This is a genomic window from Saccharomonospora amisosensis (assembly GCF_011761185.1).
GTDB classification, from domain to species: domain Bacteria; phylum Actinomycetota; class Actinomycetes; order Mycobacteriales; family Pseudonocardiaceae; genus Saccharomonospora_A; species Saccharomonospora_A amisosensis.
The window spans coordinates 800,284-825,136 of the sequence record NZ_JAAOYM010000001.1 but is presented as its reverse complement, the minus strand read 5'-3'; the positions used below and the strand labels follow the sequence as shown (position 1 = coordinate 825,136).

17 protein-coding genes are annotated in these 24,853 nt (G+C 63.8%); 7 read left to right on the top strand and 10 right to left on the bottom strand.

The features are described 5' to 3' along the window. Window positions 1-15: 15 nt before the first annotated feature. Window positions 16-1,107: an asparagine synthase-related protein gene (locus tag FHU38_RS04105; RefSeq protein ID WP_167166634.1), complete on the bottom strand. Its 1,092-nt coding sequence runs from the start codon at window positions 1,105-1,107 to the stop codon at window positions 16-18. Between the two features lie 971 nt (window positions 1,108-2,078). On the opposite strand from FHU38_RS04105, the gene FHU38_RS04100 reads away from it, so the two are divergent. From FHU38_RS04100 to FHU38_RS04090, 3 genes are read left to right on the top strand one after another with little or no spacing between them, the layout of a single operon-like run. Beyond that, a complete protein-coding gene (locus FHU38_RS04100) occupies window positions 2,079-5,480 on the top strand; it encodes a helicase-related protein (protein WP_167166632.1) in 3,402 nt (1,133 codons plus the stop codon). Continuing rightward, window positions 5,477-8,167 (top strand): DUF1156 domain-containing protein, encoded by a 2,691-nt coding sequence (locus FHU38_RS04095; RefSeq protein ID WP_167166630.1) that lies wholly within the window; start codon window positions 5,477-5,479, stop codon window positions 8,165-8,167. The genes FHU38_RS04100 and FHU38_RS04095 overlap by 4 nt, the downstream gene beginning before the upstream one ends. 23 nt (window positions 8,168-8,190) lie before the next feature. Continuing rightward, complete coding sequence (locus FHU38_RS04090; protein ID WP_167166628.1) at window positions 8,191-11,043, top strand: ATP-binding protein; 2,853 nt, start codon at window positions 8,191-8,193, stop codon at window positions 11,041-11,043. 953 nt (window positions 11,044-11,996) lie between these two features. On the opposite strand, the gene FHU38_RS04085 is transcribed toward FHU38_RS04090, so the two are convergent. From FHU38_RS04085 to FHU38_RS04045, 9 genes are all read right to left on the bottom strand, one after another. Beyond that, entirely contained in the window at window positions 11,997-12,596 is a 600-nt protein-coding gene (locus FHU38_RS04085) for a DUF4254 domain-containing protein (RefSeq protein ID WP_243852193.1), read from the bottom strand. 258 nt (window positions 12,597-12,854) lie between these two features. Further along, on the bottom strand, window positions 12,855-13,496 hold the full coding sequence (locus FHU38_RS04080) for a bifunctional DNA primase/polymerase (protein WP_243852192.1): 642 nt from the start codon (window positions 13,494-13,496) through the stop codon (window positions 12,855-12,857). A gap of 286 nt (window positions 13,497-13,782) precedes the next feature. Beyond that, on the bottom strand, window positions 13,783-14,877 hold the full coding sequence (wecB, locus tag FHU38_RS04075; protein WP_167166626.1) for a non-hydrolyzing UDP-N-acetylglucosamine 2-epimerase: 1,095 nt from the start codon (window positions 14,875-14,877) through the stop codon (window positions 13,783-13,785). An 18-nt stretch (window positions 14,878-14,895) separates the two neighbouring features. Next, entirely contained in the window at window positions 14,896-15,546 is a 651-nt protein-coding gene (locus FHU38_RS04070) for an NUDIX hydrolase (RefSeq protein WP_167166624.1), read from the bottom strand. 13 nt (window positions 15,547-15,559) lie between these two features. Further along, complete coding sequence (locus FHU38_RS04065) at window positions 15,560-16,354, bottom strand: sugar phosphate nucleotidyltransferase (RefSeq protein WP_167166622.1); 795 nt, start codon at window positions 16,352-16,354, stop codon at window positions 15,560-15,562. Then, window positions 16,351-17,478 (bottom strand): hypothetical protein, encoded by a 1,128-nt coding sequence (locus tag FHU38_RS04060; RefSeq protein ID WP_167166620.1) that lies wholly within the window; start codon window positions 17,476-17,478, stop codon window positions 16,351-16,353. Before FHU38_RS04060 ends, FHU38_RS04065 begins: the two co-directional genes overlap by 4 nt. Beyond that, entirely contained in the window at window positions 17,475-18,278 is an 804-nt protein-coding gene (locus tag FHU38_RS04055; protein ID WP_167166618.1) for a hypothetical protein, read from the bottom strand. Before FHU38_RS04055 ends, FHU38_RS04060 begins: the two co-directional genes overlap by 4 nt. Further along, window positions 18,275-18,838: a hypothetical protein gene (locus FHU38_RS04050; protein WP_167166616.1), complete on the bottom strand. Its 564-nt coding sequence runs from the start codon at window positions 18,836-18,838 to the stop codon at window positions 18,275-18,277. The genes FHU38_RS04055 and FHU38_RS04050 overlap by 4 nt, the downstream gene beginning before the upstream one ends. Window positions 18,839-18,846: 8 nt before the next feature. Beyond that, entirely contained in the window at window positions 18,847-19,968 is a 1,122-nt protein-coding gene (locus tag FHU38_RS04045) for a hypothetical protein (RefSeq protein WP_167166614.1), read from the bottom strand. 345 nt (window positions 19,969-20,313) lie between these two features. On the opposite strand from FHU38_RS04045, the gene FHU38_RS04040 reads away from it, so the two are divergent. The 4 genes from FHU38_RS04040 to FHU38_RS04025 all read left to right on the top strand — a co-directional run bounded on the left by FHU38_RS04040 (window position 20,314) and on the right by FHU38_RS04025 (window position 24,851). Further along, on the top strand, window positions 20,314-21,957 hold the full coding sequence (locus FHU38_RS04040; RefSeq protein ID WP_167166612.1) for a helix-turn-helix domain-containing protein: 1,644 nt from the start codon (window positions 20,314-20,316) through the stop codon (window positions 21,955-21,957). A 7-nt stretch (window positions 21,958-21,964) separates the two neighbouring features. After that, complete coding sequence (locus FHU38_RS04035; protein WP_208415547.1) at window positions 21,965-22,465, top strand: GNAT family N-acetyltransferase; 501 nt, start codon at window positions 21,965-21,967, stop codon at window positions 22,463-22,465. 250 nt (window positions 22,466-22,715) lie between these two features. Then, entirely contained in the window at window positions 22,716-24,116 is a 1,401-nt protein-coding gene (locus tag FHU38_RS04030; protein WP_167166610.1) for a helix-turn-helix transcriptional regulator, read from the top strand. 9 nt (window positions 24,117-24,125) lie between these two features. Beyond that, window positions 24,126-24,851 carry a 5-formyltetrahydrofolate cyclo-ligase gene (locus FHU38_RS04025; RefSeq protein WP_167166608.1) on the top strand — a complete coding sequence of 242 codons (726 nt, stop codon included), beginning with the start codon at window positions 24,126-24,128 and terminating at the stop codon, window positions 24,849-24,851. Window positions 24,852-24,853: the final 2 nt, after the last annotated feature.

The following is a 24,853-nucleotide window of genomic DNA, read 5'->3' as shown; positions in this document are numbered from 1 at the left end:
TGTTCGTGGTGGCGGTCAAGACATGCGCAACCAGCCGTGCTTGTCGAACAGTGTGCATACGTCGCACAGACCAGACCAAGCGGGCGAATTTGGCTGCTCACGAGCGGCAGCACCGCAGTTCTCGCAGGTTTCGAACGTAACTGTTTCACTGGCTTGCGCGTTGTGCGCGGTAAAAGCCCAGTGCTGTAGGCCGGGCCACAACCATTGCAAGTGGTCCGCCAGATAGTAATAGAAGTTCCGATCGGTGGGATTAAACTCCCACTGGTTTGGGGTGGTCTGCTTGGGCAGGTGTCCAAGTTGGTCAGCGTAGTAGAGATGTAGCTCCCGCTTCGGCACGAAAGCCAGCGGCAGGACGTATCGGTAGATGCCGATCTGCCGTTCCGGGATCGGACCGATGTCGTAGCCGCTTGTCCAGCTGTTCAACAGCCCGGCAAGCAGATCGGTGGTGTGCAGACCGAGCGCAACGGTGTCACTGCCAACCTCGTCGGCAAACACCTCGAGGACCCGACGTGTCGTGTGATGATCGACATACATCGCTTGGTGCGCATCATCCGACTCCATCAACAACAGCAGGATCTGCTCGACGGGGCGGGTGAGATTGAACACGCGCTCGGCTTTGTCGGCCTCGACCAAGGTGTGTTCGATGTCGAACCGCTTGGCCAGGCGAGAGGCGAAGCTGAACGTCTCCGAGTACCTGCTGTCGAAATCCTCAAACGTTGCAGCCTGGATTCGGATGTTCATCGACGGGTGGCGCCGGCGGTAGGAGCTGAGCAGCATGAGCAAGGAGCCACTATCCACACCGCCGGAGAGGCCGAGGACTACCGTGCTTCCCTCCGGGAGAAGGCTGAACCGTTCGACGGTGTCAACAACAGTCTCTTCGACATGAAGAGCACCAGCTGAATTGTCGAGATGGGCTCGCTCCATAGATAGCTTGCCATCGGGCGCGACCGCTAGGCGACGCTTCAGCAAACCTTGACAGGCCGATAGCTGTCCACCAGCAGTCGATAGTTCACCGTCGTAAAGACGACGTATGCCTTCGATGTCGTAGCCTTCGATCAGGCGAGCCGTATAGTCGGTATCGCTGGAAACCACTGAGTCGTCGGTCACCGGCGTTTGGTCTGCGTCCCGGTAGACAACTACGGAAGTAGGCGGAATGCCATGTCGCAATAGTACCTGCGCGACGGAGTCGCCGTCGTGGTGGAGAAGTCTGTGAAGTCCGCCGCGGCGGTCGAGAAGGCTTAACACCTGGCTCTGGCTCCCACGTGGTTTGCTAGGTGGGAAGGGCTGTCGCGGGCTGACCCCTCCAGGTTTACTTGCTGGCTCGTGGATCGGCGCAGCACGTCCGGAACCGGATGACCTCAGCTGCCCGTTTGCTGTCGATCTCGGCCATCACGTCCGCCAAGGAAGAGAGCCGGCTGGCAACACTCACAACAGTGAAGAGCGACTCGTCGGCCTCAACGGTGGTAGCCGATTGGGAAACGGCAGCCGTCATGGTGTTCCTCCCGTACTGGCACGGCCAAGCATGAAAGATCGTCTTGAGCCTAGCGTGACGCTCCGCGCTCATGCAGGTGCAAGTGGGTGACAAGCCCCATTACTGTGTGCACCCAGGGTCGCCGGCGGGCAGTCCGGTGAGCGGCGTATCTGGTCCGGCATGCGGAGCTTGGCTCGTGGGACTGGTCCCCGCGTGCTCAACGTGCGCCTCGCTCGCGGGCTGTCTACCGCAGTCAGTTGTAGCAGCCACCGAACGGGCCTAGGTGACGATCACGGTCCGTGATGGCCTGCACGTACGACTGGTCGAGATGCAGGCCCGCGGTAACGGATCGAACGAGCTTGCGACCATACGGGGGTCACGCAGTGGACTTCGACTTCACGCTGGGATGATCTAACAGGGTCAGGTGAGGAGGAGATGGAGACAAGGATGAACTCAGCTGGCCCGTGGCGCACCGCCAGGGCGTGGCCATGTTCGGCACGGGCGGCGATCTAGTGGCCAACACATCGTCGAAAGTGACCAAGGCATCTCGTTCGATGACTAGGGTGCCCACTAGTTCCTGTCTCCAATCACGGTAAGAGGAGGGCCTGTGACCTCGGAGGGCGACACTCGCCTGGTGCGTGATCAACGGGTGCGACTGCCCGATACAGGCGAGGTCGTCCGGCTGCTTGACGTGCGTCCAGGGGCGTTCTGGCACCTGGTGTATCGGGGCGAAGCAGGGCCTGGGGAGATCACGCTGTCGGAGGCAGAAGCTGCCCTGCTTGAGATCATCACGGAGAGTGATCGAGCACGGTTCGATTCTGACCCAATCGCATTCCGTCTCGGTGTCGAGGCGAAGCGCATCCAGACTGCCTTCACGCACGACATGGCGGCGCTCGCGGTGTCGAACATCCAGCCGCTGCCACACCAGCTGGAGGCTGTTTACAGCGAGTTCTTGCGCCAGCCTCGCCTGCGGTTCTTGCTGGCGGACGACCCCGGCGCTGGCAAGACCATCATGGCTGGCCTCTACATGAAAGAGCTGGAGCTGCGTCGGTCCGCCGACCGCGTCCTCATCGTGGCTCCCGCCAACCTTCTACCGCAGTGGGCTCGCGAGCTGGAAGAACGCTTCGGCTTCGAGTTCGACCAGGTCAGCGCTCAACAGATCGACAACACCATCCGCGGCAACCCATGGGACCGGTTCAACCGCGTCATCGTCTCACGTGACTTCCTGAAGAACCCCGAACGACTTGAGCAGTTCGTCGCAGCTCGGCGGCCATGGGATCTGGCCGTCATCGACGAAGCCCACGGGTTCACGCTCCAGACCGACACGAAGGGGACGATCAAGCAGCGGAGCCTGCGCTACAAGGCTGCCGAGCAGGTAGCTGCGGCATCCGAGCGGCTCCTGTTGATGACGGCCACGCCGCACTCTGGCAAGACAGAGAGCTTCTGGGGGCTGCTGCGCTTGTTGGACCGGGATGCGTTCGGCGACCGGTGTCCCCGTAGCCTCCCGGCCCCCGATGGCTACTACCGCAAGGTCTCGAAAGAGAAAATGACGGACATGGACGGGGCGCCGCTCTTCCGAGAGCGGAATACCGCCACCGTCGAGTTCGACCTCGAGGGCGCAGAAAAAGAGCTGTACCAGGCGGTCACCGAATTCGTGCAGACGAGGCTCCGCGAGATCCGTGGTGAGGCGGACCAACGCACTGCCGGATTCGCGCTCACGACGATGCAACGTCGGCTCGCGTCCAGCGTCAGGGCCATCAAGCGCACCATCTCCCGACGCATCGAACGAATCGACCGGGCCTTGGCCGATCCAGCTGCGTACCTGCGCAACCGGAAGGACTTCCGCCAGCAGCTCGTGAGCGATCCCGAGACGCTTGCCGACCTCGACGATGAAGCGCTCTGGCAGCTCGAACAGGCGGCCCTCGACGAGGCGCTGCCCGCCACGGTGGAAGAGCTGAGGCAGGAGCGTGAGGCGCTACTCCCGCTGCTCGACCAAGCCGAAGCGGCGGAGACTGCCGGTCAAGAAAAGAAGCTCAACGAGCTACTCGACGTCGTTCGTGATGAGGGACTGTGGGAGGACCGCAGCCGCCTGCTCGTGATCTTTACCGAGCACCGCGACACCCTGGACTACCTCGTCGAGAAGCTCTCGGCCGACTTCGACGTAGCCACGATCCACGGTGGTATGAAGCTCGCCGAGCGGATCGAGCAGGAACGCAGGTTCCGTGAAGAGGCCCAGATCCTGGTGGCGACGGAGGCGGCTGGGGAAGGCATCAACCTCCAGTTCTGCCACCTGATGGTCAACTATGACATCCCATGGAATCCCAACCGGCTCGAACAACGCATGGGCCGCATTCACCGGATCGGTCAAACCCGCGACGTGCACATCTTCAACATGGTCGCGGTCAACACACGGGAAGGACGGGTCCTCGCTACTCTGCTGCGCAAGATCAACGCCATGCGTCATGAGCTCGGCGACGGCGTGTTTGATGTCATCGGCGACACTTTCGCGGGATACCGCCTCCAGGAGCTGATGGAGTTTCTGATCTCGGGTGACATGTCCGCGGAAGACGTCGTCGACCGTCTCGGCGGCGATGTCGTGGACCCGCAGGTGCGCCAGCGCGCTCGGGATCTCATGCAGGAAGCCCTCGCCAAGCAGCACGTCGACTGGCGAAGCGAACGAGAGCAGTACCAACGCGCACAGGAGCGCCGACTGCCGCCCGGCTATTTCCAGCGCTTCCTCGCCGATGCCGTCACGTGGCTCGATGGCAAGGTCGAGGAACGACTCGACGACACGGTCAACATCAGCACACCGAACCGGCTCGTGGCTGCCAGTCGAGCCGCAGGTGCGACCCGCCAAGTCTTCCCGACATACAAGAAGTTGACATTTGACCGGCAAGTTGCCGAGCGGCCCTCCCGTGACGAAACGGGAGGAGGACCACCACCCGAACTATGCGGGCCAGGGCACCCCTTGTTCGACGCGGCTGTGGAGGCAGTGCTGCACGACACCGCTTCCGATCTTGAACGTGGAGCGATCGTGTTCGACCCGGACACGGTCAAGCCGCACGTTCTGTGCTTCGTAACCGGGGACGTGGTCGACTCCGACAACAACATTGCACACCGCCGCTTCGACGCCGTCCGAGTCACCGCTGACGGCCATATGGAACAGGCTCCGCACACGAGTCTCTTCGACCTGGTCGTGCCGGACGACAACCAGCCGGCCCCCGAGGAACCACCTGCCGTCGACAGTGGCACCGCAGATGACCTCGAACGCTGGTGCCGTGAACACCTCTTCGAGGACGACTACCAGCGGGTACGCGCCGAACGGCAGCACGCAGCCGACATCCAGCAACGGTTCGTCGAGGCCAGTGCCCGCTCAGTCATCGCCGACATCGAACGCACCCTGATGGACCTCGAAGACGAGGTCGAACAGGGAGTCAAGGGCGCCGAAGGCCGCCTCCGGCAAGCCCAACTGGACAAGGAACAGCACCTCCAGCGCCGCAACAACCGGATCGCCGAGATCGGCCGGAACCGCGATGTTCGCCGCGGCCCCGTCCGATTGATCGGGCGCGCACTTGTGCTGCCGCTGCCCGTCGAGGCCAGCGACTACCACGACGGCGCGACTGAAACCGAGGAAATCGAGCAGATCGCGATCAACGTTGCGTGGCACTACGAAGAAGGTCGAGGAGCCAAGGTCGAAAGCTACGAGAAGGACAACATCGGCTTCGACCTCCTTTCCACCACCAAGGACGAGCGACGCTGCATTGAAGTCAAAGGGCGAGCGGGATACGGCGCTGTGGCACTCAGCTGGAGCGAGTTCGCCAAAGCCCAAGAGATCGGCGACGACTACTGGCTCTACGCGGTCCTGGACTGCGCCTCTGCTGACCCGCGCCTCTACCGCATCCACAACCCTGCACAAGCACTTCTCGGCGCCTTCCGACCCAACCTTGATGTGAAGTTCGCCGTGGCTCCCGACGACTTCATCCCTGCCGCCGAGGAGAACCCGGCATGATCAACGAACGTCGCCTCATCGAACACGGCCTGCCACTCGCCCAGGTCAACGAGCAATCCGGACGCGAGAAGAGCCTGCGCCACGGCCATATTTCCACCATGCACCTGTGGTGGGCACGCCGTCCCCTTGCTATGAGCCGCGCCGTCGTCGCCGGCACACTCCTGCCCGACCCGGGTGACGACGCCGCTCGTGACGAGATACTGAAGGACATCGCGCTGGCCGCGCCTTTCGAGCAGAGCAACGGTGCCGGAGTGCGCCACCTGCGCGAACGAATTGCCAAGGCGTGGCCGGACCGTAAACCTCGCGTACTCGACTGCTTCGCTGGCGGTGCAGCAATCCCTTTGGAAGCACTTCGGCTCGGCGCTGATGTTACTGCGAGTGATATCAACCCCGTCGCTCACCTTCTGCAACGGTGCATACTTGAGTATCCCCAAAGCTACAGCCGCTTCGATCGTGACGGGCAGAGCAGCCTCGCCGAGGACTTCCGCGAATGGGCTGGTTGGGTACGGGAACGCGTCTCAAACGACCTCGATACTGTTTTCCCGGAAGGACCCCGCGGCGGCCGGGCTGCCGTATACTTCTGGGCTCGCACGATGCCATGTCAGAACCCCGCTTGCGGGATCGAAATTCCCCTGATGCGCGACCGATGGCTGGCTAACAGCAATCGCCGCAAGTGTTGGGTAGAGCTCCGGCCAGTCAATGGCCATTTGGATGTTGCCATTCACAATGGAAATCCGACGACCGAAGCGGACCCATCCGAGGGCACCGTCAAGTCGAGCTCCATCACTTGCCCGCGCTGCTCCAGCGTCGTACCCGCCAAAGATGTGCGGATCTATGCGAAGCAGCACGGCTTTGGTAAGCGTCTCTACGGAGTCCTCGACACCCACGGCCGGGAGCGCGTCTACCGTGAGCCGAGCGACGCCGAGCTTAAGGCAGGTGAAGAACTCCCCGAGGGTCTTCTGGATCACCTTGAGGAGACACCTGACGGCACCAGCGCTATTCCAGACGAAAGAATGGTCAAGTCACAATTCCGCATTCTGCGAAATCTCGTTTATGGAGTCGACAGCTGGGCTGGCCTGTTCAACAACCGACAACTCTATGTTCTCGCAACGTTTTGTGCGGCAGTCAGGGCCGCACACCACGAAATGCTCAGTGCTGGGATGAATCCCGAACAGGCTAAGGTACTCACGACGTACCTTGGACTCGCGGTTGATCGCGTTGTTGTCTACAACTCTTCGTTTTGCGGGTGGCACGTCACAGGCGAGAAGGTTCGGGACACATATCCACAGCAAGCCATCCGTATGGCGTGGAATTTCACAGAGATCAATCCACTGGCCGAGGTATCTGGCAACTGGGATGGTGCTGTTCGCTGGATTGAGCAGGCTATTTGGCACTGTTTCAGTGCAGCAGCAGAAAACGCCAGCGTTGTTCGCGCGGATGCTCAGAGCCTGCCTTGGGAAACCAATTATTTCGATGCAGTAATCGTTGACCCACCATACTACGATGCATTCCAGTACGGCGACCTTTCTGATCTCTTTTACGTCTGGCTCAAGCGAAGCATTGGCCATCTCTACCCGGACCTGTTCGCAACCCCACTCACCCCGAAGGCGGGAGAGATCATCCAAACTCGGGCAGACAAAAAGTCACCTGAGTACATCACGGACGACGAGTATGAGCGTCGTCTCCAGCGTGCATTGGAAGAGATGCGGCGCGTGGTACGTGACGATGGGCACGTCGCATTGGTCTTCGCCCACACCGAGCCATCTGCGTGGGAACGGCTCCTCAATGCTCTGCGCGCAGCCCGACTGCTAGTGACCACGTCTTGGCCGATGCGATCGGAGATGAGCAATCGCTCTACGGCCCAGATCAGCGCTGTGCTCAACTCGTCCGTAGTACTCATTTGTCGCCCTTCCGATCTGGAAGCGGACGGGTTCTATGATGACGTTGTCCCAGAGTTGCGCGAGCGGATTGCCGAACGATTGGGCACATTCGAGGGACTTGGCCTGCATGGTGCCGACTACTTCGTCTCCGCTGTGGGACCGGCGTTTGAGGTATTTGGCCGCTACCGACGAGTGCTACGACTGTCTGGCGAAGAGGTCGGCGTCGATGAGTTGATGGTCCTTGCGCGTCAAACCGTCGCCCACCATGCCATGCGCAGCCTCGTCGGGGGCGAGCGCCTCACCTCACTCGACAACGAGACCTTGTTCTACCTGAGTTGGCGGTGGGGCTATGGCGTCGAGGACCTGCCTGCCGACGAGGCGTACATGCTGGAGCGCGCATTCGACGTGGATCTATCTGCGCTGGAGCGCGTTGGGCTCGTCACGAAGAACGGTTCGTCCTTTCGGCTACTGGGTCCGCAAGATCGCAGGGCGCCGAGGCGAGGCGATGAGATGCCGGACACCGCGGTCGGCGTGCTTCATGCCGCGGCGCGCTTGTGGGAAGACGGTCGACGTAACGAGCTCGCCACGCTACTGGCTCGTGCTGGATACAGCGATGAACCTGCGTTCTGGGCGACTGCGAACGCACTTGCTCAGGTGCTTCCGGAGAAGAACGCGGAGCGAACGATGCTGTTGGGCTTGGCGGGCAATCAGGAGGCACTGGCCAATGCAGCGACGGACTCGACCATCGATTTTTCGTCGGGGCGGCTCTTTGACTTGCCGGGCGATCGTCTGAGCTTGTTCGACTAAAGGAAAGAAGCGGGGAAGGACCTGTGAGCACCGAACTGACGACGTGGACAAAGATCGCCCAGCCGCATGCCGACATCGCCGATGGCTCATTCGACGAGGGGTTGTTCGCTGCCGACCTAGGTTCGGTGGCACGCGGACGTGGGCCGGCCGACTACGTCAACCCTGTGCAGTTCTGCGAGAAGACGTACCTCACCGCAAGTCTGACCGACGTGCTCACGCGACTGTCCCGACGGCTGTCAGGTGACGAGTCCGCGCCCAGCGTGCATCGGCTTCAGACCGATTTCGGTGGCGGTAAGACGCACACTCTGTTGGCTGCCTACCACTTGTTCCGACAGCCCGACGAGGTGGCTGGGACGGCACTGGCGAAGGGGCTCTCGGAACAGCTTGGCGGCCAGGCCATACCGAAAGCGACGGTGGCGGTGCTCGACGGCAGCGATCTGCCGGCGACGCCCGAGCAGGTGGACAACGACCACCGGCTACACACCCTCGTCGGACATCTTGCCTGGCGGCTTGGCGGTCCAGCAGCGTATGACCGGATCGCTGAGTCGGATCGGGCACGAGCTGGGGCTTCCACGCATGAACTCGCCGAGCTCCTCAGCGCCTACGCCCCATGTCTGGTGCTCCTCGACGAGATGTTGGTCTACCTCAACAACGCACTTTCGATCGAAACGCATGAAGGTTCCCTCGCTGGGACAACGCTGACGGTCATCAAGAACTTGACCCAAGCAGCAGCGCAAGTACCCGGTGTGGCCGTGCTCGCGACGTTGACGTCCAGCCGCATGGAGGATTACGCGGACGTCAGCGGTACGGAGATGTACGAGCGACTGAGCCGGGTCGTAGGCCGCAGCGAGAACATCGTCACACCTGTCGAGGGCGACGACATTTTCCCGATCCTCCAGCGTCGCTTGTTCGCAACTACTGGAAGTGACGAGCATCGGCGGGCTGTAGCTGACGCGTATGGCGATCATTACGACAGTCTTGGCGACGTCTTGCCGTCAACGTTTCGGGAGCGCCACTATCGCGACCGTATCGCCCGTGCCTACCCGTTCCACCCGGAGCTTGTGGACCTGTGTACCCACCGGTGGGGATCTCTGTCGGGGTTCCAGCGCACCCGGGGTGCGTTGCGCATCCTTGCCCACACGGTCAAGGCCCTTTCACGTGCCGACCACGACGCGCCACTGATCCACCTCGGTGACCTGCCCCTGTACGACGATGCTGTACGGGGCGAGGTACTCAAGTTCGCAGGTGAGAGCTACAAATCGGCGTTAAACGCCGACATCATCCGTCCTGATTCGAAGGCTCCGCAGGAGGACAAGCGCCGCGGTGGCCAAGCTGGACAGATGCATCTGGCCACGGCCTTGGCCACTACCGCCTTCGCCAACTCCTTCAGTGCCGACAGGGTTGTCGGCGCATCAGCAGCGCAGATGATGATCGGCGTGACCCGGCCTGGAGTATCGCGCGGCGTGCTCGATGACGTTCGCGACGCCCTCGAAGGGGCGCTCTGGTACATGCGCTTGGAGGGTGGGCGCTACCGGTTTACAACAGAGCCCAACCTGAACAAGGTCATCGTTGAACGTGAAGCTGCCGTCCACGGGTACGACGTCGACCAGCGCATCAACGACGCCATCCGCAAAGCATCGCCCAGCGGCCACGGATTCCGCGTCATCCACAACGTTGCCGAACCATCGGCTCTGCCCGACGACGGCCGTCTGACCCTCGGCATACTCGACCCGGAGCTACGCCTCGGCGGTGACACCGACAGTGAGGCACTCGATACAGCTTCGCAGATTCTCAAGACAAAGGGCGCCGGCTGGCGCGCCAACCTCAACGCGGTCGTTCTGGTTGCTGCCGACGCACATCTCATGAGTGCAGCCCGTTCGACGGCTCGGACCCTCGTAGCCATGCAGGACTTGCTCGAAGACCGCCACCGGCTCGGTCGATTCAATGCCGAGCAAAAGGAGCGGCTGCGTAAGCGCGCCTCTGACTCGGAGGAACGCCTTCCCCAGCAGATCGTGATGGCATACAGGCACCTGTTGGCGCTGCGCGATGCGAATGGCGAGGGAGTCAAGGTTGACCGCAGTGACCTCGGTCCAGCTCGAATGGGAAGCACGATCACCGAACGGGTCGCGGCGCACCTCAAGGACGCTGATCGACTCATCACCGACCAGCTCGCGCCAGCAGCACTCCTGTCACAGCGGTTCGCTGTTCTCCCTACTGAACAGGACGCCGTGGAACTCGACCGACTGCTTTCTTACTTTTCGCAGTATCCGCGCCTTCCGAAGCTAGCGTCCGAGAAAGTGCTCAGTCGCGCTCTGGCTGCCGGTGCAGAGTCCGGTCAGTTCGCACTGTCAAGCGGTACATCCTGGGATGCTGACGATGCACTGATCCGGTTCCGGGAGGCCGTAACATCCGACGAGATCGTCTTCCAGCCCGGGACTTGGCTCGTGCGTGCCAGTGCTGCTCAAGCTCTGCTCGCTGGGCGTCAACCCGAAAGCGGACGCGACGACGAGACTCGGAGCGAGCCAAGCGGCGCTCCAGGGCCAGTCGTGCGGGGCGGATCGACGCCACCGCCATACGCACGTCCTACCGGCTCCGGAGGACGAACTGACGATGGCGGCGGTCGCGATCGCGACCGTAGCGATCATGTCCGTGCCGTGACGGTCTCCGTGCGTGGGGTTCCAGGTGAGAGCATGCGGGAAGTCGTCAAGTCGGCTGTGCTTCCGCTGGTAAGCGCGGCTGAGGTGTCTGTGGATCTTCACATCACAGCGGCAGGTGGGCCACAAGGAATACCGCGCCAGACCCTTGACCTGGTCGTGAAGGAGGCATTGCGGCAACTCGGGCTGACCGACTTCCATATCGACGAGCAGGACGCGTGACGGCAACGCCGCTAACCGGTGGACTCCCCTTTGAGCCGACGTTCAACCATCACCATGTTGGAGGAGCAGTTCTCTGTCGAACCGGAGACCAGCCGAACGACCCGGAGCATCACGAGTGAGCTAAGCGGAGCGGGTGGCCCACAGTAGATTGCCTTCGTCGACTGTTTTCGAGGCGATGGGAAACTTCCTTACATCTTCCACTTCTGTCGCAATCCCTGAAGCACCCGCGCCAGCTCCTCGTAGGTCAGCGGTGGCTTCCAGGTTGCAGACCCTTCGCTCGGAGCGGTGCCGGGCTTCGGTCGCGAAAAGGCGATGTCAGCCGCATGTTTCTTCTCGGCCTCGACGTCCACGACTGGGATCGGCTAGGTGTCCACAAGCGAGTGCAACTCTGCGGCAGGTGTTGTGATCCACTCAAGTGCTGCCGCGAGGATTCGCTCGGTCGGCGCTTCCATGATCTTTCTGCTGTGGCGACCGCCTCCACCGGCGAACGCAGCGGCCTCGCCCACAACTGGGTTCCCGGCAGCGTCACGGAGCTCATGCCGTCCCACGGCGGGGGCTCGCTATCATTCACGGATTGCTCAGACCGCCGTGACGGCAGCGCTTGCGTCTCGTTCGCTTGCGGCTGTCAGCTCCGAGGCGCCGCCCGGGTTTGTCCAGTGTGCTGACTCGCACGACGTGCAGAGGAGCAGGCTCGGGAATTGGCCATCGGTGTCATGAGGCGGTACGAGGTGCGCATTTCCGCACAGCGAAGGCATTACGATTTTCTTCAAGCCGAGCGGATATGAGTCCAGGTACGGCATGGTCACCGGCGTTCCGGAGACCGTGCGCGGATAGTGCCGCATCCGCCCGCCTAGGACGCTTGGACATTTCGTGTCGGCGTTGACTTCCTCAACCGGCATAGACACAGCGAGCTCCTTTTCGGTGGCACGGATCTCGGCCAGAGACAGCCGCGGTTATAGGGAGTGGGCATGGCTCTGGACCTCGCGCCAGTTCGGCAATCGGCGCCTGCCTCCCACGACATCGCGAACCAAGTCGTCATAGGCATCAGCCAGGCCGGCGAGCTGCTGCAAGGCAAGCTGTGCCAGCTTGCGATCGTCCGGTGTAGCGATGTCGATCATGCGGTTAGACCGGACCCAAGCTATGGCCAGCCGATCGAAGATCGATCCGAGCGTTTCGGTGTGCAACGATGTCCCGGGCCGGCTGGGCACCCGCCGCGCGGCCCACGCATTGATGCCCTCGATCAAACGCAAACGTTGCAACCCAATGGAATCGATGGACCGTTTCGCCGCGGTTAGAAAGTGGTCTCCGGCCTCTGTATCCAGGCTGATCTCTTCCACTATCCACTGCTGCTGGTGATGAGCGGCGAGCTTGGCTGCGACGGTCAGCAGTGGATGATTGCTCACAGCGGCCGGTACTCCACTACGGAATGCTTTAATGATCAACGCGGATCGTGGCAACAACATTTCCGTGGGGGTATTTAGCTCTGTCCCGTCGACTCGTGTCGCCGTTGATTTGTCCATAATGCTCAGCTCCTTGGCGTCCTCTGGATTCAATTGAGAATGATCTGGAATGCGGTGGAGGCGACGAGCGCGAAGCAGGCCGCCTCCACCGCGGTCTTGCGAGACAAGCCGGGAGACCGTGGAGCCGCTTGGAAGGACGGAGAGCCCACGCGCTCTACACCGTCTGCGCGTCTGCTACACGGCCGCCCGGCCGCCAGCTAGGTACGCGCGGGAGGAGGGCGCGACCGCTGGCTCTTTTCAGGAGGTTGAAGAGGATCGGGGAGCGCTCGGCCTTTGCTGTCCCGAACCACATCATGACTTCACACTCCGCGCGGTGGCGGCTGCTTCGGCGGACCGCACGTCGAGGGTCTCCAGAAGCGCTTGTTGCACTGCCGAAGACTCCGCGACCTGCCACCCGACGTCGGCGGGGAGAACCTCCCATCGGTACTGGGCACCATCCCTGCACGTCGGTGGGAGTGGAACCCAAGCACCGCTTGAGTGCAGCCGGACTTGCGAACTCTTGTCGAATTCCTCGCGCAACGTGTGGCCTGCAGGCACGAAGATCAACGATGTACGGAACGGCGTAACGGCAATCGGGCTGAGTTGTCCTCGGCTGCGAAGCATTGGCAGTGCGCGGTTGGCGTGGTCGATGGGGACCTCCAACGCGTCCACTTCCGCGCCGCATAGGAGCAGTACTGAGTACGGCCGTCGCGTCCACCACTCCATGGCGACAGCCGGATCACGGGTGGACGCCGTACACCAGAGATCGGCGGCTGGCTCCAAGCCCATCGCACGGGGTTTACCCAGCCAGCCGGCGTGCTCGGCGAGCTGATACGTTCCGGGGAGAATCGGCCAGCCGTGCTCGGCGAGCATTACCGCCGTGGACCGAGCCTCCGTCCAACTCAACCCTGGGATGGCGGGCAACATCCGCATCGCCTTGTCGTTGTTGGTCATCGCTTATCGCCACCTCGGGTACATGTTCGGTTTGCGATGAATCGACCGTACGAAGCGGGCGCGTCCGGCAAGGCACATCAGACGCATGATCAACAATGCGCTAGGCGTATTAGCCGGCAACCAGAGCTAAATCGGGCTAGGCCCGAAGTCGACGCGGCATCAAACAACATCCGTACTGACCTGATCACGATCGCACCGGCGTTGACGAGATGAAAACTCGGCGCAGTTGGCACTGTTTGGCACGACGAGCGCCCTCCGGTTGCTGGACGCGGGAGTATTTGAGCGGTCAGGCCGTTTTCGCCGTGGTTATCTCGTTGGCCATCGCGTCCAGCGAATGCGCGATGCGTCGGCTTGCGCGGCCATCTCCGTAGGGGGATGCCAGCTCGGCGAGCTTTCGGGGCCGGTTGGAAAGCCAGTGTGTGGCGAGCGAGGCAAGGTGAGGTCCCGGTGTTGTGCGTTGTCCGAAGGTTCCCTCGATCTCGGGTCGTTCGGTGCTGCGGCGGACGACGAGGATGGGGCGTTTGAGGACGGTGGCTTCCTCTTGTATTCCCCCGGAGTCAGAAATGATCAGTGCTGCGTGGCAGGCCAAGGCGAGAAAGTCTGGGTAGTCGAGCGGTTCGACGAGACGCAACGCTCCTGTCGGCTCGTGCAGGCCGTAGTTGTCGATACGGGACCGAGTGCGGGGGTGTGCAGGAAGGAGGACTGGGCTAGGAAGAGAGTCCAGTTGCGCGAGGATCGTGCTGAGGTTGTCGGGCTGATCGACGTTCTCGGGTCGGTGGAAGGTCGCCAGGACGTAGCCGTCGTTTACCAGGCCGAAGTGCGCCAGGGTTCGTGCTTGATGTTCGGCTGAGGGTAATGCGGCCTCGAGCGCTTCGACGATGGTGTTTCCGGTCAGTTGGATACGGTCTGGCGGTATCCGTTCGGCCAAGAGGTTCTCGTGAGCCGTTGGGGTGGGAGCGCAGCACAAGTCGGCCAGGTGGTCGATGAGGACGCGGTGGTGTTCTTCCGGCATGGTCCGGTCGAAGCTGCGCAGGCCCGCTTCCACATGGACCAGCGGGAGCCCGGCTGTGTTGGCTGCGAGGGCGCCCGCCAGTGCTGAGGTGGTGTCGCCGTGAACAACAACGACCGCAGGTCGCCGGCTGGTGAAGACGTGGCCGAGCGCCGCGGTGAGATGTCCAAGCTGAGCGCTGCGTGTGGCCGGTCGCGCGGCTGACCAGGGCGATGGAGCTGGCAGGCCGAGATGCGGTGTGAGCGTCCCCGACATACTGGCGCTGTAGTGCTGTCCGGTATGGATCACCAGCGCGCGAGATCCCAGAAGTTCGACTATCGGGGCGAGCTTGATGGCTTCTGGCCGGGTGCCGACGACCACGGCGACTGTCATCAGAACGGTCCTTTGGGGTTACCAGAAGAGGTGCTGTCGTTCGCCGACGCAGTAGCGGCGGGCGGCGATGAACAGCCGGAGGTAGAGCTGGTCGAGTGCGAGGTAATTCGGGACGAGCTCGGTGCGGGAGAGGGTGGCTTCGGAGTAGGTCAGGCCGTCTGCGGTGCGGGTGGCGTAGCGGGCGGGGATCGTCGGGCTGGCCCCGTCAGCGAGGGTGATGGCGTCGTCGAGATCGATGTCGACAAGGCCCGCGACCTCGGCGTCGGCCAAGGGGATGTCGTCCAGGTCGACGTCCAGTGGCAGTAGGTGCCAGTGCTGGAATTCGCGTTCGATGTAGTCCTCGGCGAGGGTGACGGCGGTCTGGCGCAGGCCGATCGGGTGTAGGTCGGCATAGGTCGTGGGAAGGCCGAGTTCTTCGCGGACTTCCCGTACACCGTCTTCGATGCTCTCTCCGGCGTGGTAGTGGCCGCCGACGGTGATGTCGGCGTAGTCGGGGCGTTCGAAGGTGTAGCGCCTGGGGGCCTTTTTCTGCAGCACCACTCGTCGGGTCGTGGGGTTGAGGGCGAGGGCGGAAAAGGTGCGGTGCCACAACCCCTGGCGGTGGGCTTCTTTCTTGTCTTCCGTGCCGACGTGGTCGTAGCGGTCGGTGAAGATGTCGATCAACGGCATAGGGGTTCCTTTGTCATACGGATGCGGTCTCATCGGTCTCGTCGAGTAGCGCGTGGAGGCGCAGGGCGTGCAGGTAGTGGTGGGGATCGCCGACGGTGACCCAGCAACTCGTGATGCGGTGCAGGCGTACGTCGGCGTGGCTGGCGAGTTGGCCGACCGCGATGCCGAGGTCGACCTCACCGCGGGCGAGGTCGGTGGCGGTGAGGTGGTCGAAGATGGAGGGGCGCAGGATCAGGCGGGATACCACTGCGAGTGGCTGGTTCACGGTGGTCGGATGCGGCCGTTGCCGGATGGCCGCGACGCGGTCCGCTTGGCCCTCATGGACGTCGATGATCCCGAAGGAGCCGGTTTCGGCGGGGTCGACGTGCTGGGTAGCGATCACGGCGTCTGCACCCTCGTGGGCGAGGCGGTGCATGGTGGCCAGATCCGCGCCCGGTGTGGGGCTGTCCAGAAGGACATCGTCGCCGAACGCGACGGCGAAGCTGTCCTCCTCGGCCAGGCGATCGCGGAGGGTGAGCAGGGGTGCGCCGTTTCCGTAGCCATGGGACGTATCTTCGGGCACGGTCTCCACGGGCAGACCGCGGGCGGTGAGTGTGGCGAGGTGTGCGGGGATCACGGTGTCGTCAGGCCGGGTCACGACGATGACCTGTGTCGCTCCGGCATCGAGGCATTCGGTCACGACGTGCTGGACTGCTGGTGTGGTGCCTACCGGCAGCATTTCCTTGGGCACGATCGTGCTGAACGGCCGGAATCGGGTGGCGTGGCCCGCGGCGGTGACTACAGCGGTAAACCCTGGTGTGTGGTTCATGGGATGTTCCTGACGATGTCGAGCAATGCCTTGTCGAGCTCTTCCATGGAGTTGCGCACGCCGAAGGTGACTTCGACGCACGGCACGGCTCCGGCGATGTGGGTCACGATCTTCGCTGCAAACGTGGCGAGGTCGGTGTCCGCGCGAACGCGGGGAACGAGCCATGGATTGATCCAGAACTCGTCGTGTGGGGTGAAGCAGCTGGCGGCGAGCACCTGACGCGCTTCGGCCGGGTCGAGGCGGCGGGTGCGTAACGGGGCGTCGGTATCGGTGAAGCGGGGCACGACCACGCTCCGCAGCGAGGAGGCCCGCGAGAGCGATGAGCCGAGCGCGGCGGCGAATTCGCGGGCGCTGAAGGCGACCTTGGTTGTTGCGCCGAAGGCATGGGGGATTGTGTCCGGTCGGGGTTGTGGCCGCGACAGCCTGGGGACAGCGGCTTGGAGCTCGTCGATGGCCTCAAGGGTTCCTCGTGCGACCGGAACCGGGAGCGGTACGGGGATGAGCTGCCCAGGGTTGTGCAGGATGAGCCGATCATTGGACAGCAGTTGTCCGTGGGCCGCGCGGAGCAGGCACGCCAGCGTGGTGGTCTTGCCTGCGGAGCGGGGGCCGCAGATCATCACCCCGGCGCCGCCCAGATCGACTCCTGCGGCGTGGAAGACGATGCCGCCGGCGTTCTCGTAGGTCCGCAGCATGGCCTCGCGTATCAAGCGCAGTGGGTAGACGTGCGGTCGGGCGGCCGTGTGGTGGAGGAACAACTCGATGTCGCGGTCATGGACGGCCACGGCATAGGCTCGGGCCTGGTGCTCCAGGCTGTCCGCCGCGATCGCGTAGCAGCGGCGTCCGGTGGGTTCGCGGTTTTCCAGCAATACGACACCGTCGATGGGTTCCACGCGGTGGGTTGTCGGCGGGTGGGCGGCCTTCCAGACGATCTGGTGGACTCCGACGTCGTCGAGGTGCACGGTCAGCCGGAAGGCACCGAGGTCGAGTTCTCCGGGTGGGCCGGGCAGGTACCCGGCGAGGTAGCTCTGTTGATCGGTCGCCCAGTGGGCGGGGGCGCTCATGGTGAAGGCGAGGTCACCGGCATGGGCGGTCCACGTGTGGCGCCGTGTGCTGAGGTTGGTCATAGCAAGTTCCGTTCCTCGATGCGCCGGTGGACCTGCTGGATGCGGCGGATGCGTGCCGGTTCGTCCAACTCGCGGAAGACCAAGACCGAGGTCAGCGCGAAGAACTCGTGGAGTTCGCTGATCCACTCGTCGTCTTCGAGCGTGCGAATGGCCACGCTGGCGCGGGCGCGGAACCAGCTCTCGGGGAATCCGTGCGCTGCTCGCCTGTGCGGAGACTCCAGCAGGTCGCGCGCCACGGGGAGAAACCGCCGCGCACCCTCGATGGTGCTCGCCTTCAGCAATGCGCGAACGGCGTAGCCGACCAGGGCATCGAGGGTGATCGGGGTGTCGAAGCATAGAGCGCCGAACAGGGCGTCAAAGGAGTCGTGCGGCTCGGGCCGTGTGCTGGGAACCAGCGGCGGGAGGACATCGACGAGCACCACACGGTCCCGGCGTAGGCAGAAGTTCGCGAGGTTGGTGTCGATCCGGGCATCGGTCGACTCCAGTGCCCGCAGCCACTGGCCGATGCGTGCAACCGCCGCAACGAAGCTGTCCACGTCGTCGGCTGCCGCGTCGGCCAGGGTTGGGCCGGATACCCACTGGTGCCGGACCGCCAGGGGGTTCTCACTCACGATCTCCAACCCCGGTGGCAACGCGACGCCAGCGTCGACGAGCGTGTCGACGTAGGTGCGGAGTCCCCGCGCTCCGGCGCGGTGTGCCGCGACGGCGATGCCCATCCCCGTGCGGTGGTCGACGTCGAGCATCTTGACGACGTGATCACCGGCGCGCTGGTGCGTGCTGAACTCCCCCGGGCGGCTCATGACACCCCGTCACCGCCTGGCAGGCGATCATCCAGAAACGCGTCCGCGCTGACGACCATGGCGTCGAACTCGTCATCGAGATCGATCCCGAGCCGGGTGGCGAGGGTGTCGCAGGCGGCGATCACGTTGGTGACGGCGTCGGCCAACGGGCGTGGGGTTCCGGTCGGTCGATGGCGGTAGCCGTGCTCGACCAGCGCCGCTTCCGAGAGTTCGCCCGCGGCGACCAGCAGACGAAGGAATGCGTCGTCGGCATCGTGCGGTGTCGCCGCGGGCGTGGCCAGCGGTGTCGGGACGGTGTTCGCGAGGACGGCGATGCTGAGGGCGGCGAGCACGACGTCCGCCAGTTCGTCACCGAGGTTGGTGATCGGCCGTTCCGGATCTTCCATGTCGGAGACGTCGTGCCCGCGTCCCCGAAGCATGCACAGAGCGAGGTGCCCTACCTGGACGGACAGCTCGGTGGCTGCGGTGGTGACGGTCCACTGTTGGGGCGCGGTGCGGGCGAAGCGCTGGCGCAAGCGGCGAGCCTCGTCGAGCATCGCATGCAGATGATCGGGCAGCATGAGGTGCCTTATCCAATGATGAGCGGCAGGGCGCCTGCCGTTCCGCTGTTCCAGTAGGAATCCGTGTCCGCCCTGTCCACTCGGACTCGAATGCCGAGATCTTGAGTCAGTGCCGCGACCCGGCTGGTCTCGACCGGCGCGGAAATCACCAGTTCTCGTTCCTGCACGTCGAGACGGAACGGAGCGTCGGCCAGGTCACGCTGAGCGAGCGCCGATCGTACGAGTGCCCTGGTCAGGGGCTGCCGAGAGTTGTCGGCATCGCGACACAGTTGGCGCTGCCCGGCTGGGCAGTGGTTGCGCACGCGGCACACGGTGCTGCGGTAGACCCCGAAGGCATCCGCGCGGCCGAGGATGTAGGCCAAGGCGCAGGAATTGGTGTGAAACAGCGGATAGTCCGGATGCCGCTTGCTGGTGTGGTGGATGAATTCCCAGAAGGCCCGCGGATACACGCCTTCGGCTTCGGTCACACCCTCTGTGGCCGCCAGCTCCGGCCAGATCCCCGCCAGGCGCGGCAGCGCGCCGGGCTCCACCTTCAGGCCGGCGGCCACCGTGCACCGCGCGTACTGGGCGGCCCAGTCCAGGACGTGCTCCATGGTCGAGGTGGTCGCCGACTCCGGGAACGCCGGCCGCCAGTAGTGCACCACCGGTACGCCATCAGCAGCCAAGCGGGGAAAGTTGTCGGTGATCGCGGTATGCCGAATCCCGCGCTCGATGTCGCGCCCCAGCCCGGAATAGCTCAGGTACACGATCATCGCGACGCCACGCCTGCGAGCGGCGTTGATCGCGGCCAGGGTCTCGTCCGGCACGTGGCACTTGGTGATCAGCACGACCGGGTTGGGGAGTTCCTCGTCAGCGATCACCTCCAGCAGTCGTGCCAGGTGTGCTCGGGAGGCAGGAAGCGCCATGACATCGGTCCAGGTGTAGAGGGCTACCGGCCGGTCCGGCGCATAGAACGGCGAGGCCACCAGCGCGCTGACCGTGTCCTCCGGGGTAGCCAGGTGTTCCGGGCGGACGGCAACCTGACCGCGCTCATTCAAGAAGCAGTAGGCGCACGCCTTGGGGCATCCCTGAACCGGATTGACCGCGATCCACGTGGCGTGCTGATCCACGATCGGCGCCCTCGTGCGCATCCTTGCAACCTGGGAGGACGGCGGCGCTGCCGCATTCAGCGGGTTAGACATCCGTGCTCCCTACTTCCTTCCTCGGGGCGGCCGTGGCGGGATGAGCTCGGGGGTACCCACCCCGCCACGGCCAGTGATCTCTTCACGGCTGCCGGTCGTCGCCTCACCCCCTGGGGGGAAGGGGTAGGCGGGAAGCGACGACCAGCAACCTGCGGAAAGTGTGGTTTCGTGGACGCGACGCGTTCATGACACGCGATGCATGATCATGTATGCGCACGACGCATGATCACGAACAGTGCACATCGCGTATCGTGGCTACGCAGCGCAGGACGTAAGCGCACGTGGGGACAGTGAATGACGGCCGACCAAGCACCAGGCGCGTGCCGCTGCGGCACGCGCCTGGCCCGCGACAACACGACCGGCCTGTGCGGAGCCTGCACGAATCAGGCCCGGGACCTCTACGTCGGCCCACCCGTAGTTCCCCGGTCGTTCTGGCACGCCGAGGAAATGCGCGAAGCGCTGGCCAGTTGGCACATGGGCCGGGTGATCCATGCGTATCGGACCCACCCGTATCACGCGAAGCCGCTCGCGCAGGACATCGTCGCGGACTGGATGGGCATCACCCAAACCCAGCTCAGCCGCATTGAGAACGGTGAGCCCATGCAAGACCTGGGCAAACTCATCCGGTGGGCCTATACGCTTCGGATTCCCGAAGACCTCCTGTGGTTCAGGCTTCCGCATGCGCGAGACTCCAACGACACCGGCAGCTCGGCCGTTGAGCGGGCCAAGGGTGGTGGTCGGCCTGCGGGAGGCGGACTGGTAGGCGACCTCGGCGCGCACCTGCCCGACACCCTGCTGGTTCCGCTCCAGATCAACGGCCAACAGGTCACTCTTCCCATCGCGACCCACACGCTGGTCGAAGCCAACTCCGCAGCCCTGTTGACCGCTCCGCACGAGGATGAGACCCAGCCACGGCTGTGGACGCCAGCATCCGACAACACAGCCATCGCCACACCAACAACCGCCGGCCTCGAGCAAGCGGAACTGCTGCGCCGCGAGCTCACCGACACCCTCAGCGAGCACGCGGTCACCGAAGCCAGCCTCGATGACTGGGAACAGACCGTGCTGCGCTACGGACAGGCCACGCGCGATCGTCCAGCGGGCCTACTTCTCGCAGACCTGACGATCGATCTCGCCAGGCTGAAGCGGACACTGTCCCGCTGTCGATCTGCGTCCGCGTTGCGCCGTCTGACCCGGCTGACCGCGCAAATGTCCGGACTCATGTGCCTGACGCTGATCAAACTCGACGAACGCGCCGCATTCCGCGGCTGGGCACATACCGCTCGTATCGCGGCCGATGAGGCAGGAGATCCGACGACGCATTCCTGGGTGCTGGCGCAAGAGGCATACGGGCACTATTACAGCGGCGATCTCACTGAGGCCACGCACGTTGCGCGTCACGCGCAGGACGTCCCCGGCGCCGAGTTGACCGTCGGGGCCGTGCTCGCCGCCGCGCTGGAAGCACGCGCGCACGCCGGTCTGGGACGTCCCGACGAAACCCGAACTGCACTCCAACACGCCGAAACCATCCTGGAAAAGCTGCGCCCGGACTCGATCAATACCTCCGCATTCGGCTACAACGAGGCACAGCTCCGCTTTCACGAAGGCAACGCCTTCACACATCTCCATGACACGCGGTCGGCGTGGAAAGCGCAGGAACGAGCACTCGAAATCTGCCCACCTGGCGACTACATGGACCAGACGCTCACTCGCCTCGACCGCGCGAGTTGTCTCCTCCATGACGGCGACGCGAGCGCTGCGGTCTCCTACGCAACGGACACACTGGTCAGTCTCGATGCTCAGCAGCGACAAGGGATTATTGCCGTCCGAGCACAGGAAATAGTGGACTCACTCCCCAAACGTCAACAAGCGCTGCCGCCCGCCCGTGAACTGCATGAACTGTTGATGACACCCTCCGACACCGACACGAAGGAGTAGAGCGGACGTGGTTTCGGTACGAGACGCCAAGCCAGACGATGTCGGCGCGATGGCCGAGCTCTTCGAGGAGCTGGACCGGTTCTACGGTGCCACGGAAGTAGAACCTCTCGAACTCCGCACACGCCAGATCAACGAGGCGCTCTTTAGCAGTCCGCCAGCCGCTCACGCTCTGACCGCCTGGCAAAATGACCAACTTGTTGGTCTTGCCTCCTATTCGTTCCTCTGGCCCGCCGTCGGGCTCACGCGCTCGCTCTTCCTCAAAGAGCTCTACGTCGCCCAAGCATCTCGCCGTAGCGGCGTCGGCAAGCTACTCATGCATAGCCTCTTCGCCATTGCCACCAAAAACCATTGCAGCCGTGTCGAGTGGACAACCGACGCGTACAACGCCAATGCGCAAGAGTTCTATGACGTCATCGGGCTTCGCCGAGACCCATCCAAGATCTTCTACCGGTTGGAAGGCGAGGATCTCCTCCGGGCCGCTGGAGGCTCGGTCGAGTCGGCAGAGTAGAAGCCGATCACGTCAATCGCGGTCTCCGTCCTCGATCGATGTCCTGAGCGTGAAGTCAACCAGATCTGATCAACGGCCCGGTATGGTGAGCTGGTGCCTGCCGTGAGGTACGCATCGAGGCGAAGGTATGGACGCTGATCAAGGAACTCGGGAATGCCGATGTGGCACCCGTCTGGCGCGCGACAACACGACTGGGTTATGCGGAGCATGCGCCAGCCGAGCACGTGATCTGTACGCCGGACCTCCACCGGTGCCCATCTCGTTCTGGCGCACCGACGTGATGCGGAAAGCTCTGGCCAGCTGGCACATGGGCCGGGTCATCCACGCATACCGAACGCACCCTTACCACGCCAGGCAGCTTCCACAGGACGTCGTAGCGGGCTGGATGGGGATCACTCAGACCCAGCTCAGCCGCATCGAAAAGGGCACTCCGCTCAAGGATCTGGACAAGCTGACCCAGTGGGCCTACACCCTCCGCATCCCCGAAGAGTTGTTGTGGTTCAAGCTGCCACACGCTCGGCAGACCGGCGGCGATCCGAGCTCGCGTGCTGACGCCAACGATCAGCCGGCCACCAGTGGCCTCGCGCCGGAGGTGACGGACAGCCTTCCCGACACCGTGCTGGTGCCCCTCCAGATCAACGGGCAACACCTCACCCTGCCCGTGGCGACCGACGTTCTGCTCCAGGCCAACTCCTCCACGGCGTCAGGTTCCGTGACGCGGCTGGACCACGCGATGTCGCGCCAGAGCGGCATCGATCTCGCCGCTGTCGCGGAGCTTCGCGACCGCGTACAAGCGCTGGACGAGCTCTACGATCACGTGCCGTCCACCTCGCTCATGGCCGAGACCGGGCAAGCCCTCGGCCAGGTCGCGTTCCTGGCCGACCGAGCACCCACGGGGCGGACACTCAGGGAACTCCAGGCCGTGGAGATGGCCTCGGCGACACTGATGGGGCAACTGGTCTGGGACGCATCCCAGCGCCAGGACCATCGCACCGCGCGGGCGTACTTCGACCAGGCCATCCACGCAGCTCAGGAGATCGGCGACCGATCCGCGGAAGGTCACGCGCTACTGCGCAAGAGCTACGTCGCTTTGTACGGTGAGCGAGATCCGACCGCCGGTCTGGCGCTCACCGAGCAAGCCGCCGAGACGACGCGGAAAACCAGCCATGTTCTGACCGGGTTGGCGCTGCTGCATGCGGCTGAAGCACACGCGATGCTTGGCGACTCACGGGCGTGCGAATCAGCCCTGGGTCGCGCGGACACCGAGTTCGGAAAGATCGATCCGGCCGATGCCGCTGGTCACCTGTTTTCCCCGAACCAGTTCGATCGGCTGGCGGGCTCCTGCTACCTGTTCCTCGGCGAGCATCGTCGCGCGCAGCAGAGGTTGGAAGAGGCCGCGCGGGCACTGCGTCAGCAGAACAAGTCCGGGGCTATCGTGCTCGGAAACTTGAGCCTGTCCCACCTTCGTCAAGGCCAACTCGACCTCGCGTCTGCCGCGCTCCACGAAGCCATCGACGTGGTCGAAGCGACCCGCGGCGGCGGTGGGTTGAACATCGTCTTCGACGCCGGGCGGGAGCTACGCCGTTGGCGTACCGAACCCGTCGTGCACGATGTCTACGACCGGCTGCTCTCCCTGATGAGCACAGCATAAGGAGCGCCCGTGCCGAACCACGAAGTGGACGAGCTCAAGAACGCCGCTCGCCGTCGCATCTGGGACCTGCTCGACCGTGAGGGTCTGGTGGTCGGCGGTAGCGCGCACGGGCACATCCCAGACTTCGTCGGCGCGGATGCCGCCGCGGTCCGGCTCAGTGATCTCCCTGCTTGGAAGGCCGCACGAGCAATCAAGGCCGTACCGGACAAGGCTCAACTTCCCGCTCGCGCGAGAGCGTTGCGCGAGGGCAAAACCGTCTACATGGCGGTGCCGAAGCTCGCCCAGCAGCATCCGTTCTACCTGCTCGATCCTGCCGGCCTCGCTGTCCCGCCTGAGGAAGCCGCCTCTAGCCGCACGGCTGCAACGGTCGCCCGGAACGTCGGCCTCGACGAGGTGGAACCCATCGATCTCATCGTCTGCGGCAGCGTGGCAGTCAACCGTCACGGCGCCCGACTCGGCAAGGGCGCCGGCTACTCCGACATCGAAGTCGCGCTGCTCCACGAGTCCGGGCTCATCGGCCCGGAGACCCCGATCGTCACCACGGTTCACTCCCTGCAGGTCGTGGATGACGAGTTGCCGGAGACCGAGCACGACTTTCGCGTCGATCTCATCGTCACTCCCGACGAGGTCATCCCTTGCGGCCCGCCGAAGCGCCCCACTGGACTTATCTGGGAGCACCTGAGCCCGGACAAGATCGCCGCCATCCCCGTCCTCGCCGCCCGAGCACCGAAGTGACT